10 protein-coding genes are annotated in these 13,259 nt (G+C 64.8%); 6 read left to right on the top strand and 4 right to left on the bottom strand.

Annotated features, from left to right (window positions below; all coding sequences use genetic code 11):
• Positions 1 to 377 (bottom strand): hypothetical protein (locus ACWEO2_RS39815; RefSeq protein WP_452410098.1); only part of this gene is annotated, 377 nt, incomplete at its 3' end.
• Positions 378 to 407: 30 nt separating this feature from the next.
• On the opposite strand from ACWEO2_RS39815, the gene ACWEO2_RS39820 reads away from it, so the two are divergent.
• From ACWEO2_RS39820 to ACWEO2_RS39845, 6 genes are all read left to right on the top strand, one after another.
• A complete protein-coding gene (locus ACWEO2_RS39820; RefSeq protein WP_452410099.1) occupies positions 408 to 1,439 on the top strand; it encodes a hypothetical protein in 1,032 nt (343 codons plus the stop codon).
• Positions 1,440 to 1,454: 15 nt separating this feature from the next.
• A complete protein-coding gene (locus ACWEO2_RS39825; protein WP_452410100.1) occupies positions 1,455 to 2,255 on the top strand; it encodes a hypothetical protein in 801 nt (266 codons plus the stop codon).
• A 454-nt stretch (positions 2,256 to 2,709) separates the two neighbouring features.
• Complete coding sequence (locus ACWEO2_RS39830; RefSeq protein ID WP_452410101.1) at positions 2,710 to 3,264, top strand: hypothetical protein; 555 nt, start codon at positions 2,710 to 2,712, stop codon at positions 3,262 to 3,264.
• Positions 3,265 to 3,535: 271 nt separating this feature from the next.
• Positions 3,536 to 6,886 carry a MobF family relaxase gene (gene mobF, locus ACWEO2_RS39835; protein ID WP_452410102.1) on the top strand — a complete coding sequence of 1,117 codons (3,351 nt, stop codon included), beginning with the start codon at positions 3,536 to 3,538 and terminating at the stop codon, positions 6,884 to 6,886.
• Positions 6,792 to 8,237, top strand: a complete 1,446-nt coding sequence (locus ACWEO2_RS39840) for a hypothetical protein (protein WP_452410103.1) — start codon at positions 6,792 to 6,794, stop codon at positions 8,235 to 8,237. The genes mobF and ACWEO2_RS39840 overlap by 95 nt, the downstream gene beginning before the upstream one ends.
• A 107-nt stretch (positions 8,238 to 8,344) precedes the next feature.
• Complete coding sequence (locus ACWEO2_RS39845) at positions 8,345 to 8,515, top strand: hypothetical protein (RefSeq protein WP_452410104.1); 171 nt, start codon at positions 8,345 to 8,347, stop codon at positions 8,513 to 8,515.
• Between the two features lie 364 nt (positions 8,516 to 8,879).
• Here the strand turns inward: ACWEO2_RS39845 and ACWEO2_RS39850 are convergent, their stop codons facing one another.
• From ACWEO2_RS39850 to ACWEO2_RS39860, 3 genes are all read right to left on the bottom strand, one after another.
• Positions 8,880 to 9,740 carry a hypothetical protein gene (locus ACWEO2_RS39850; protein ID WP_452410105.1) on the bottom strand — a complete coding sequence of 287 codons (861 nt, stop codon included), beginning with the start codon at positions 9,738 to 9,740 and terminating at the stop codon, positions 8,880 to 8,882.
• 166 nt (positions 9,741 to 9,906) lie between these two features.
• Complete coding sequence (locus ACWEO2_RS39855) at positions 9,907 to 10,404, bottom strand: hypothetical protein (RefSeq protein ID WP_452410106.1); 498 nt, start codon at positions 10,402 to 10,404, stop codon at positions 9,907 to 9,909.
• A gap of 1,046 nt (positions 10,405 to 11,450) precedes the next feature.
• A complete protein-coding gene (locus ACWEO2_RS39860; RefSeq protein WP_452410107.1) occupies positions 11,451 to 13,052 on the bottom strand; it encodes a lipoyl domain-containing protein in 1,602 nt (533 codons plus the stop codon).
• Positions 13,053 to 13,259 lie beyond the last annotated feature (207 nt).

The raw sequence follows: 13,259 nt of genomic DNA on the forward strand, positions 1-13,259 counted from the left end.
GGAAAGAAAAGAAAGAAAGTAAGTAAAGAACAAACAGTTTGTTCTTTACTTACTTTCTTTCTTTTCTTTCCCATTTTCTTTCCTTTCTTCTTGACCTGCCGGGTATTTTTCCTGTAGGATGAGAGGGTACCAGACGAGAAACGAAACAGGAAGGCAGGCGCGGCCGGATGACCGAACCGAGGATGGTCGACGTGGATACCAAATATGGCAAGAAGAGGCGCCTTGCGATTGGCGAACAGGCTGGAACCTGCGAGTTCGTGATGGATGACGAGGGGCATTTGTGCGGCCGCCCCGTCTACGTTCGGAGTCTGCAAGGCCGTCTCCCGAAGTACTGCGATGAGGTGGTTGTGGGAGTCGATGGCCGCCCTGTCGAGCATAACGGAAAAAATGCCGCAAAGGCCCGTGAAGTGCACGGATTCAATGCCTCCCCTGCTATTCATACCGTTTCTTCCTCCTCCTCCTCCCAAGGAGGGGTTTCGTTACATTCCGTTCCCGCCGCCCCGGTGGTATCCACTCCTCCTGCCGCTACCTCGGCCGGATCGACGGGTTTCGCTACAATTCCAGCCTCTCAGGCTGCTGGCAGCACAGAAGTTCAGGAGTCTGAGCCTGGCGAGTCGGATCACCCAGTCACCGAGGCAGTCGGCCGGTTCGAGGCGCTGGTCGCGCAGTTCGCTCAGGCCGCGCAGCAGATCGTCCAGGCCACACAGGCCGTCGAGTCCATTGCACCCGAGGCCCGCGCCGTCATCGAAGCAGCCGGAGCAGCCGGAGCAGCCGAGCGCGAAGTCATCCAGGCCGTAGACAGCGCCGATGAGGCGATCGCCGATGCCGTTGGGAAGCTCAACGCCGCTGAAGAGCGCGCCAAGAAGCACGCCGAGGAGCGGCGGAAGATGGCGGTGGAGCGCGACGACGCCCGTGCCGAAGCAGCAAAGGCTGTGGCTGCGGCCGAAGCCGAGCGTGATGCCGCCCGCGCCCAGGCACGGGCGGACGTGGAGACGGCCGAAGCCGAGCGTGATGCCGCTCAGCAGGCCGCAGAGGAAGCTCGCCAGTTGGCCCTTACCGCCGAGGAGAATGCCCTCACCGCGATCAAGGCCACTCAGGATTCCGCCGACGAGCGGATCGCCGAAGTGAAGAAGCAAGCCGAGTCGAAGATCAATGCCGCCACCGCGGCGCAGGTGCGTGCCGAGGGGGAGGCCGAGGGGCTGCGCAAGCAGGTGGGTCAGCTCTCCGGGCAGCTCGACACCGAGCGCCAAGAGCGCCGCTCGGATGCCAAGCATCGCGATAAGCGTGAGGCCGAGCACCGCGACGAGATCAAGCAGCTGCACGAGTACTACCAGAAACTGGTGAAGGAGGCCTACGCCATCACCGGCCGCCCGCAGGTCGAGGACGCTGCTCCATACCCCGGCGACCAAGGCGCATCGCCTGCGCGTCGCAACGTCTAGCGGGGAGACCGCGTCATGGGAAGACCGCTCGACAATCCAGAAGCACAGCAGTCCGACAGTCCAGGCTGTCAGGCTGCTGTTTATACGATCGAGCTACCGCTGCGCCGCCCACCGCTGACCTCCAACGGCCAGCGCCGTGCGCACTGGTCGACGGTTCGCAAGGCCAAGGCTGAGGTTGCCTCCATGGTCGGCTGGCAAGCCCGCAGCCAGCTCCCGAAACGTTTGCGGCTCAACCGGACCCGGGTCACGGTGTGCTGGCATGCTCCAGATGCGCGCCGCCGTGACAGCGACAGCCTGGGCCCGTTCCTCAAGGCCGCGCTCGATGCCCTGACCGAGGCGGGCGTGCTGCCCGACGACGACGCCGCTCACGTTCTGGAAACCCGCCAGCGCATCGTGATCGACCGCGTCAATCCTCGCATCACCATCGAGCTGGAAGACCTCGATGCCGCGCCGGAAATTCGTCCTAGTGCCCCCATGGCCGCGCCGCAGAGCGTGGGCAAGGCGTCAGGGTGCGCAGCGGCGCACCGTTCGCTGCATGAGCCTTCCAGCGCCTCGAAACCAGCCAAGGCGGCCGTGCCCGCAGCTTCACCTCGCGCCCAGCGAGTTTCGTTACAACCCGCCACCCACCCCAGCCCCGCAAAGAACGTTTCGTTGCTCCGCCCAACCGCCGCTCAGGAGCGGCCGTCAGTGCTGCGTGACACCACCCGGTGCACGGTGTGCCATAAGCCAATTACTCAGCCTGGCACCGGCCGTCCGCGCAAGACGTGTTCGGGTGCCTGCCGGGTGCGGGCGCACCGCGCCGCCGCGAAGAAATGACATACGAACCATTTGCACTGCAGGGGATCGCAGCCCCAACCTCGCTCTAACCTTTCACTTCTTCCGTCGCCGCTGTCCGTTCTGGGGCGAGCGCTGAGTTTCGTGCGCTGGAACTTCTCCATCGCTGGTGACCAATCGCGGGGTGAACGATGCGGTGGTGCAAGCTCACTTTGCCGTCGCGGCGTCGCTGGGCGAATCGGGTGAAGGACTGTTGTCCCAACTCGCCGCGCTGCAAGATCGAGAAATGCTTCTCGATTCCCGACCTAGCCGTGAGCTGACAGGTGACCGCCGTGTCGTCCTCCGCTGAACCTCAACCCGCTGTACCGGTTTCACCCACACCCGCTTCTACTGGCGCTCTACGGCCTCCCGAGCATCCCGACCTCTCACCTGTCTTGACGCACTTTGTTTCTCGAGGCCGTCCTATGGCATCTCCGTCCCGGAACACATCAAATCGATGAGCGCGGTGCAACGCTTGGAATCCATTCTGTGGCAAGGAAGCATCTCCGCATTCGTCACCTACTCCCAGGGAGATCCTGCAGTCTGTCTGACTGAGACGAAGCTCGACGGTCTGAACTTTCTCATCCGCGATCGCGGCTACGAACCGTGGGCGCTCCTCTTCCAACGGCAGAAGGTGTACGACGCTGGTGGCGGCCCAGTGTGGTACACCCGTCCTTCGGAGTACGAGGCCCTCAGGCAGCTGGATCCAAAGCTGCGGTCATGGGTGGTAAGGCTTGACCCAGGATCGGACTGGCTGGAGGAGCGCGAGTGGAGAGTGCCTCAGGCGCACAGGCCTGACGGCCAGGCGCCCGCTATCTCCTTGACAGACCTAGGATTCATCGGCCTGATCGTTGCCGACCTGAACTGGGACTGCGGTCAGCACTTCCCATTTGGCACTTCGCATGGCCAGCCAGCAGGCCGCAACCTACCGCCCATCCTTAAAGAGATGCCACGGTTCTGGTGGAATCCGACCGAACAGCGGCTGGTACAGGTGGATCCCCTGCTTCACTGAGTCAGCCTTAGATTCATAAGTCTGGCCCGGGTCCATCCGAACGGGCGGCGAGACCAGAGCGGTATGTCCCATGGCTGAGCTCCAGAACCCCGATCTCTCACCACAACTCGCCATCTATCCCTGACCTTGCCACCTATCCCCGAATACGACAGCAGCAGCCGCCGTCGTAACCACCCACGAAAACTATTCGCCACCAACCAAATCCATTCCACACACACTGTGCATTCTTGGAGCCTGCAGCGATGTCCTGCTGCGTACCGTGGGGTTTGTGATGACGTTGCACAAGCTGTCGGCGGGCGATGGGTACCTCTACTACGCTCGCTGCATCGCTGTGTGCGACGGCGATGATCGAGGCCGCGCCAGCCTGGACGACTACTACCTGGCGAAGGGTGAAATGCCGGGCCGGTGGCTCGGTTCAGGGCTCGTAGCGTTCGCCGACATCGGCGAAGGCGATCCAGTGCTCGAGCCGCAGATGGCGGCGCTGTACGGCCAGGGCATGCATCCCGACGCCGAGTCGATCACCGTGCGCATGCGAGCCGAAGGTGCCTCTCCGAAGGCGATTTCGCACGCGGTGCGGTTGGGGCGGCCGTTCTATCAGTACAGCCTGCCGGAACGCAGTTATATGCAGGAGCGCTCGAAGGCCTACGCCGAGTGGAACATCGAGCATGGCTTCGGGCCGCGGGCGGCGGTGCCGGAGGAGGTGCGGCGGCGGATCCGCTCCGAGGTGGCGAAGCGGATGTTCGAGGAGGAATTCAGTCGGCCGCCGAAGTCGGATCGGGAGCTGACGTGGTGGGTGGCGCGGAACTCGCAGCCGCCGAAAGCGGCGTTGAGTGCGTACGACTTGACGTTCTCGCCGTGCAAGTCGGTCAGTGCGTTGTGGGCGTTGGCGCCGCGCGAGATCGCTGAGAAGATCGAGGCCGCCAACGAGGCCGCCGTCGCCGATGTGCTGGCCTTCCTCGAGGAGAACACCTACACCCGGTTAGGCGCCAACGGCGTGCGCCAGGTCGACACCGAGGGCCTGATCGCGGCCGCCTATACGCACCGCGACTCCCGTGCTGGTGATCCTGATCTGCACATCCACCTGGTCATCTCGAACAAAGTGCGGACCCTCGATGGGAAGTGGCGAGCATTGGATGGGCGGCTGATCCACCAGCTGCGCGGGGCCGCCTCCGAAATCTACGACGCCCGCCTCGAACATCACCTCGAAGCGCTCGGCATCGAGTTCGCCGCCCGGCCAGGCCGCGGCGCCGATCTGCAGCCCATCCGCGAAATCGTCGGGATGCGCACCGAAGTGAATGTGATGTGGTCGAAGCGCTCGGCGATGATCGAATCCAAGTTGGCCGAGCTGACCGACGATTTCCAGAAATGGCATGGCCGTGAACCGACGCCCGGCGAAGCGGTGGAATTGGCGCAGACAGCGACGATCAAAACCCGCGCACCCAAGCACCGTCCGCGCTCGCACGCCGAGCAGCGTGAGGTCTGGTGGGCCGAGGCCGTACAGCTGCTCGGCGGCGACCAGGCCGTCGAAGCCATGCTCGCCGATGTGCTGGGGCGCGGGATCCTGGTGCGCGAGAAGGTTGTCGATGACGCCTGGATCGCCGAGACCGCGCGCCAGGTGGTCGACAAGGTGGCCGCGAAACGTGCCACCTGGCGGATCCACCATGTGCGCATCGAGGTTGAACGCCAGCTCCGCGGCCAGATCGGTCGCGAGCAGTGGCGGCAGGTCAGCAAGGAGGTGGTGCGGGCTGCGATGTCGCCGCCGATATCGATCCCGCGCGGCGTGCCCGACAACATCGTGGTGCCGGACGCGTTGAGACGTCGGGACGGAACCAGTCAGTTTGTCGTGGCCGGATCCGCGGCGTTCACCTCACCGAAGGTCCTCGAAGCCGAGCGTCGGCTGATCGATGCGAGTCTGCTGCATGGGGGACGCACCATATCGGCGGCCGCAGTGGATGTGGCCATCATCGAAGACGCCGCCAACAACCGTGGCCGCCAACTGAATCCGGAACAGCAGGCGCTGGTAGAAGCGTTCGCCACGTCGGGGATGCGGTTGCAGCTGGGGATCGCTCCGGCCGGGACGGGCAAAACCACGGCGATGCAGGTGCTGGTGCGGGCCTGGTCCGCTGAGGGCGGCACGGTGATCGGGCTCGCACCGACCGCGTCCGCGGCGGCGGTGCTCGAGGGCGAAGCCGGGGTCAGGGCCGGGACGATCGACATGCTGGTCAACGTCGCGGCGCGCGTGGAGGCCGGCACTTTGGATGCAGCGGATGCTCCGGAGTGGATGCGTGATATCGACGCGGGGACGCTGGTCATCATCGACGAGGCGGCGAAGGCGTCGACGACGAATCTGGATGCCGCCGTGCGGTTTCTGCTGGATCGCGGCGCGAGTGTTCGATTGATCGGCGACGATCAGCAGCTCGCGGCGGTGGCCGCTGGTGGGGTCGTCCGCGATATCGCCTATGAGGCTGGATCCTTGACGTTGTCGCAGGTGATGCGGTTCGCCGATCCTGGTGAGCGTGCCGCGTCTTTGGCGGTGCGGCAGGGTGATCCGGCCGCGCTGGCGTTCTACGCCGATCACGACCGTATCCACACCGGTGCCATCGGCGCGGTGGCTGAGCAGGCGTTCGCGGGGTGGGCGGCCGACACTGCCGCGGGCCTGGATTCGATCCTGCTCGCCCCCACTCGTGCGATGGTGGCCCAGCTGAATGCCCGTGCCCGGGCGGCCCGGCTGGCCGGTGATCCGCAGGCAAGCACCCGCGCGGAAGTGCGGCTCGGGGACGGCCTGGCCGCCAGCGTCGGCGACATGATCGCTACTCGGAAAAATAACTATCAGCTGCGGATATCCGACACCGATCATGTGCGAAACGGATATTGGTGGCGGGTCCGCACGGTATATCCGGACGGGCGGATCACTGTCGCGCACAACGGATCCGGGCGACTGGTGACGCTGCCCTCCGACTACGTCGCCGAACACACCGCACTGGGCTACGCGACCACGATCGACACCAGCCAGGGTTTGACCGTCGACACCTGCCACGGTGTGCTCACCGGGCGGGAAACCCGAAATCAGTTGTACGTCATGCTGACTCGCGGGCGCAGCGCCAACCACGCCTACGTCGCCACGGCGCTGGCCGATTCCGAGCCGGCGCCGTTCACGATCGAGGCGCAGATGCCGCCGACCTACCTCGATGTGCTGACCGCGGTGCTGGGCCGCGACGGTGGGCAGGTCTCAGCGACCAGCGCCGACCGCGTGGCCGCCGATCCACGCACCCGACTATGGCACTCGGCCACCGCCTACGCCGATGCGATCGCCGCGGCCGCGGAATATCGCACCGGGGAGCTGCTGGACGACATCGACAGCGCCGCCGAGCGCCTGGTGCCTGGTGCCTGGTCTGACCGACGAACCGGCCTACCCGACACTGCGGCAACGCCTTTCGCTTCGGGCAGTGCAGGGTGGCGATCCGGTCGCGATCCTCACCGCCGCGGTGAACCGGGGCGAGCTCGACAGTGCCCGGGACCGTGCCGCGGTGCTGGACTGGCGCGTCGGCCCGACTGGCGATCATGCGCGTATCCGTGGGCCGCTGCCGTGGCTGCCCGCCATCCCGTCGGTGCTGAGGGGTGATCCCGAGTTCGGGCAGCATCTGCGGGAACGGGAACAGCAAGTGCGCGGGCTGGCCGCCGAGGTCGCTGCGGCCGCACGGGCCTGGAAGGTCGCGTCGGCGCCGATGTGGGCGCGGCCGCTGATCGGCACCGACCCGGAACTGCTCGGCGATCTCGCGGTGTGGCGGGCCGCCCAAGGGGTCGCCGATATCGACCGACGCCGCACCGGACCTCATGCTCGCGGTGCGGCCGAACGCCGAACGCAGCGCAAACTGGAGCGGAGGGCCGCACGCGTGCTCGGCGACCAGGCCGTCGATGTGCGCCGCTGGTCTGCGCTGGCGACCTCATTGGATCCTCGGATCCTCGATGATCCGTTCTGGCCGACACTCGCGACGGAGTGGTCTCGGGTGTCGGCGACCGGCCTCGATGTGGAGGTGGCTGCGCGGGCCGCGGTCGAGCCGATGCTGCTGCCAGCTGAGCAACCGGCGGCCGCGCTGCGGTGGCGAATGGCCCGTGATCTGGACGAACAGCGTGGCGAGGATGCCAAGCGGTTCGCCCGCGTCGTGGATGAGCTGCGCCGCGACGGGCTGCGGCGGATGTCGGATGCCCAGCTCGCCGACGATATCGCCAGCTTGCGCAACATGATCTGGACCGACCAACTCCCCGTCTCCACCGAGCATCACGACCCGGTCGGCGAAGTCCAAGCTCGCCATCGTGACCTCGATGACCAGGCCGCCGCGATCAGCTCCGTCCACCGTGCGGAGCATGAAGTCGACGAGGCTGAGCAGGATCTGCACCGGCGGGAGCGCAAGCTGGCCGCGACGCAGCGTGAGTTGGCGGCCACGAAATGGTGGCAGACCCGCGTCCGCGGCGAAATCAACGGTCGCATCGCTGCCCAGGAGGCCAATGTCAAGGAGGCCGAGAAGGCCCTCGTCGGCGCCAAGCGGGACCTCAAGAACGCCGAGCGGGCGGTCACCGTGCCGAAAGCAGCGTGGACATCGACTTTGCTTCAGGCTCAAGACACGCAACGCCGCGACACCGAGTTCGCCAATGACCGCGAGACTGAGTGCCTGGCCGACGAAGACCGACGCCGCTCGGCGAAGATCCTGGACGACAACGCCGAGCTGCTCGATGCCGCTATCTCTGAACAGCAGCGCCGTGATGACCTGACCGATCCGGAGCGGGACCTCGAGGATCGGGCCCGCACCGAACTTGATGAACAAGCAGAGCACGAAGCCGCGGTCTCCATATCCGCCGCGGGCACGCAGGTCCGCAAGACCCGAACCCAGACCTGGACTCCGCACACCTTCCAGGAGATGCAGCTGCCGGACCTCGGTCCGGAGTGTGGCGGCGGGGATGACCTGGGCTTGTAGAAGGACGGGTGAGTTGACACCGCCGAGGCCAAGAATCGATAGCTCATCGTGTGCTCTGCTGGGCAGTCTGCACAAACCGGTCGGTTGCACGGGATAGTCTCCGCAGCGTGGTGAATGTAGGTGATCGCGTCTTGCTCGTAGCTGGTGGTGTGTCTGTGTTCCAGGTACTCGAGGTGGAGGCCGACCACGCAATCGTCGAGTCGGTCGAATCGGATTCACCGGGTCGCTACCCGTTCAGCGTGCGCGTCGCCGAGCTCGTCGCGGTCGATCCGGAATAGCCGTCCGTGCGCACATCCGGAAGAAACGACCTGATTCCGGGAAAGAAATGAGGGAGAAATTCGGGTGGTGCTCGTGAGGGTCGGGCTCGGGTTCGTCGCCGACCTGGACCAACGTCAGCCTGTGGTGCCCCCGTGAAACAGACAGATCGCGCGATTCCGCGCGATCTGTCTGTCTGATGTTCTAAGTCCTGTTCTTCTAAGTCCTCGGGTTGCCCTATGCAGGGTCGACGGACGTAGCAGGAGCCAACGTAGGTAAATCAGATGTAGGGCGGACCAGCAGTGCGCCTAGGTTCGGTTTTCACACTCAGGCAGGCATTGACCGAACTCGTGGCCGTCGAAGCGCTGATCGCAGGAACGGCGCACATCATGCGGTGGAGAGGGACGGACGACAAGCCGGGCACCGGCGCGCAATATCTTTACCTCCACAGCCGTCGTCGATCGTGTCGATGACGATCCCGTGATCGCACTTGTCGCAGCCGCCGGGTCGCAGACCTTCCGTAGACGCCAGGGGATGGGGCCGCGTGTCGTTGATCGCGGAGATCAACCGCCCGATCGGATTCCGGATCTCCGGTCCACCGCATTCGTACTCCAGATGCCTGGCCAGCGCGGCGGCTGGCCAGGTGCGAAGTAATTCGTCGACCTCTGCGGCGTGCTGACGAATCACCTGCGATGTGATGGGGGCGCGCAGGCGCAGCCTGCCGAGCAGGCGCGCACCTTCAGTGTCGGGCACCGACGCGTGCACCAGAACCGCGCGGGCGGCGGCATGGATGTTGTCGTCGCTGTCCTTCGTTGTCGAGGGCTTCGCCTTAACCAAGTCGACCACCATGCTCGCGCCGGAGTCAGTCGCCGGGCGGCGGATCTCCGCCGCGACGGTCGACGAGCCCAGGTTTGCAACGACGCGGGCGCCGGGCTCGTTTTCGGCGTCCGGGACCACCGACAACGGCGGGTCAGGTAGGTCGGTGATCAGGTACTCATAGGGGCCGAGGTGTCCAAGTTCGTTGCGCACGCGTTCGCCGCGGATGACGTACCCGTACTTCCTAAGCTCGGCGAGCCCGCTCCGCACCGCATGGTGCCCATCGGCGCTCTCCTTGACCAACTTGTCGAGGGTGACTGGGAAGCCGTCGGCGTTCGATGCGATCGCGATCCACACACCTTTGGCGTTATGGCTCAACCGATCGTCTCGGCACAGCTTGTTGCTCACCTGCGTGAATTCCTCCTTCGCCATCCGGCCTCGCCGCACCCCGCCACCTGCAGGGCGCACCGTGCCAGCGCGCCTATCACGGCCGCCGGCGACACGTTGGCGGCGGCCGCCGCCGTTACGGCCGCTCATCGCTGCCACTTGTCGGGCCGAATGATCACGATCTCAAGGCTGTGGCGAACGGGTGCGTCGATCACTGGTCACTCCCGGTCACCGGATCGAGCATGTCGGCGACGGCGTGCCCAGCGACCGCGGCCGCCTTGCGCGTTTTGTGCATCACCGTGCGAGTGCCGAACACGGCCGTGTTGAGGGTTAGGACGACCCCCATTGTGGCGGGGATACCGACCTGCAGATCAGCCTTGTCGATGGTCACCAGGTAGGCCAGGAAGACGAAGCACGCCACGGTCAGCCCGAACATCAGCCATGCCGCCGCATGATCTATGCCGCCCCGCGCCGGTCCCGCCGCGGACACTAGAGGCGAAATCGGCGATGTCACCGGCGGTCCTGGCTCGGCCGCCACGCCGATGCTCTGGCCAAGCGAGCGCGACTCCGTGGATGGAGTGGTCGTGGGCGGGTTCTGCGAGATCCGCACGGTCGAGGCCACCGCGATGTTCACCTGGTCCTGGACCACTCGCACCATTGGGGGCTGCTGCCCGGCGGGGTCGACAGGATTGAGGTGGGGATTCAGCATGGAGTTTTCCGGTCCTTGAGGGCTAGGTCCGAATCGGGCGCGCTGAACCTCTCACCCTGGATCCGGACTCACACGATTTAATTGGGGGAATGTGACGCACGCGGTCAAGCGTGTTTGGTTCGACTCGACGGTTTAGGTGAGCCCGTCGATCCGCAAGAACTCGACGGGCTCCCATCTCCCTCCGGGCTGAGGAGAGACGAAATGATCATAAACACAGTCTCCGAATTGTCCATGCCTAAGGCGGACCCAATATTCGACTCAAGCCTTCCCAACCACACCCATGCCTACCCACGCTCCCCCATTGAGTCCCTACTGCTCACCCACGCACACCCATTGAGTCCCTATCGCTCACCCACGCACACCCATTGAGTCCCTATCGCTCACCCATATGTCGATCCCCCACGCTGTCACCGCGACGGCCAGGTTCACTGCTCTCCTCGGGACATCCCAGGCAAGCTCACCACCGGAATTGGATTCCAAATACCCTTCCAAATCGGGGTGATCGGTTAGCTGGACAACTTGAGTAGGGTTTCCAAACGACGTCAGGCAACGCTCCAAAGATGGCTTCTACCTGTGCTTTTGGAAAAAATTCCGGTTCGCAGGCCCGCTTGACTTCCCTGATATGACACGCGCGGCGGGGTTGTTCGGATGTCGATGACGTGATTCACTGTCACGCGTGCTAACGCCGTGGACTACGTGGCGTCGCACCCCCCGGGCTCACACAGAGGGAATGTGACGAGAAGTCGGGGCTTACCGGTGGACCCCCGTCCGCAAGCGGCGGGTCCACCCCCAAGCGTTAACTTTCCAGAGTTGGAAAACCTAAAGTTGGAAACCCGAATCCAAGGACCAACAGAAACCAAGAAATATCCGATTTAGAGATTCAAATAAAACCTGATGGCTACAGAGAATTGAAATCCGGGAAGAGTACGAATTCTTTCAGAAATAGTTTCTCCGGTCTTACTAGCAGCAGTGCTGAATCATCGCAGGAAGAACGCTGCGGAGGACACCACCGAATCTGTCAATCCGTTCTCCTACACCCGCTTCAATCACAATTTCCTGTAGCTGAACAGACTCGGGCCCGTCGGCCGACGTGCCGGTCTCGCCGCGCTCGGCGGCCTCTCAGTCACCACGCCCAACCGCTGCCCCGCTTCGACTGTGTCGTCCAAGTACACGGCGATCTCGGTCAAGGTGCCGGTCGAAGGAGACCGCACCTCGAGCTCGAGATCAACCAGCGGATTGGTGATCTGCACCAACGGCTCGCCGGTGCTCACCTCCGCGCCGATCGCCTTGTACCAATGCGAAACACAGCCCACGACATTCAGATCGTCGAGCTCTGGCGGCGCCATCACGACATGCTTGGTGACGGTCGGCGCCGGATGAAGATTCCCGTCCGCCGGCTCGTCGACGCGGACGGCGGGCGCGGCGCGGGCAGGATGACGAACCGGAACCCAGGCTTTTTGCCTGGGCTCGAACTCGACACCGCGGGCCTGTGCTGCTTGGTAGAAGGCACGCGCGTCTACTGGCACCCACATTCCGTGCCGGACCACCGCCTCCACGGTTTCGCACACCATCGCGACGACAGCGGCAAGCGGTGGGTGACTGGTAGGGCGCAGTTGCTGTCCGCCCACCGGCTTGGTCCTGCCTGCGCTGCTCTTCTCTACCGGCAATACCGCCGACTCCAGTGCCCAGCCTCGCCGCGTGGGGCTGGCTCGCCAGGCCGCCACGAACAATCTTTCGCTGAGCCCGATCTCTCTCGGCCAGCCGCGCTTGCCCAGATGAATCAGACGGTTGTTCTCGGCAAGAATGCCCAGGTATCCGTGTTCGGTGAGAACAATGTCGCCGGGGCGCACCGGCAGGTCAGCCAGCTGCACCATGTCCATGGGCAGGCCGAAGCAGAGATCGGCCGGCAGCGGCAAGTCGGTCATCTCGAATACCCGACGAACGAAGGCCTCCTGTCCTCCTTCAAACGGGAAGCCCGACAGCTCGATTTTTCCCAAGGCAACTCGCCCTGGCTCGATACCCACGCAGAGGGCCTCGATCTTCTCGGTCAGCTCGCGCATCTCGAGCTCGTACATCTCCGCGATCGACTTCGCTGGCGGCGGCTCCGCAGGCGGCGCGGCCTGCCGCTCGGGGATCGGCTCCGCGGGCCAGACCAGTCTGCGAGCAGCCGATACCGTCTCGTATCTCAGCGGCCTGCGATTCACCTGGGCGCCGGTCCCGACCCATACGACCTCGCCAGCTCCGAGGTACAGGCCGAACGTGCGGGTCGGAGCATCGGCGAGCCCCACCAGCACGACGATGTCCCCGGGCATCAGGAGTCCAGATGCGACTGGCATGGTGACTTGAGTCAGCTCGCGATAGGTGCCCGGCAACTCCAACATGCCCGCACTCGCCCGCCGGTATACCTCACGCACCATATCCAGCCCGGCATAGCGGGCCAGCGTGTGCGCGTTGGTCGCGAACATCTCGCCGACCACGCGTGCCGCGATCTGCCCTGGCGATTCGACCCGCACCCCGGCGGGGCGTCCCGGCCACGGCGGGTTGGGCGCGGGCGGCCCATAGACAGCAGGTGCCGATGTGGGGGCGACCGGCGTAATTTCCAGTCCGTGCAGGTTGTAGGCGGTCACGCCTTTCAGCAGCGATTTCATCCCTGCCAGGGCGCCCTGTATCTTCGTCGACCACCCACCGTGCGCGGCCGGCACCGGTGCAGTGGGGGTCGGGGAGTTGGTGCTGCTGGGCGCCGCGGTGTCCGGCCCGGGCGGTGGGTCGATGCGGGGGACGCCCGGCATGGACGGGGTCTTGTTCCCTTCGGGATACAAGATCCTGATCAACTCGCACCTGGCTACCGCGAACAC

The organism is Nocardia sp. NPDC004278, assembly GCF_053602975.1.

What these genes read in the sequence shown, in the direction of transcription:
- ACWEO2_RS39825 (WP_452410100.1), top strand. Translation starts at nt 1,455, where the DNA reads ATGGGAAGACCGCTCGACAATCCAGAAGCACAGCAGTCCGACAGTCCA.
- ACWEO2_RS39830 (WP_452410101.1), top strand. Translation starts at nt 2,710, where the DNA reads ATGAGCGCGGTGCAACGCTTGGAATCCATTCTGTGGCAAGGAAGCATC.
- mobF (WP_452410102.1), top strand. Translation starts at nt 3,536, where the DNA reads ATGACGTTGCACAAGCTGTCGGCGGGCGATGGGTACCTCTACTACGCT.
- ACWEO2_RS39850 (WP_452410105.1), bottom strand. Translation starts at nt 9,740, where the DNA reads ATGGCGAAGGAGGAATTCACGCAGGTGAGCAACAAGCTGTGCCGAGAC.
- ACWEO2_RS39855 (WP_452410106.1), bottom strand. Translation starts at nt 10,404, where the DNA reads ATGCTGAATCCCCACCTCAATCCTGTCGACCCCGCCGGGCAGCAGCCC.
- ACWEO2_RS39860 (WP_452410107.1), bottom strand. Translation starts at nt 13,052, where the DNA reads ATGAAATCGCTGCTGAAAGGCGTGACCGCCTACAACCTGCACGGACTG.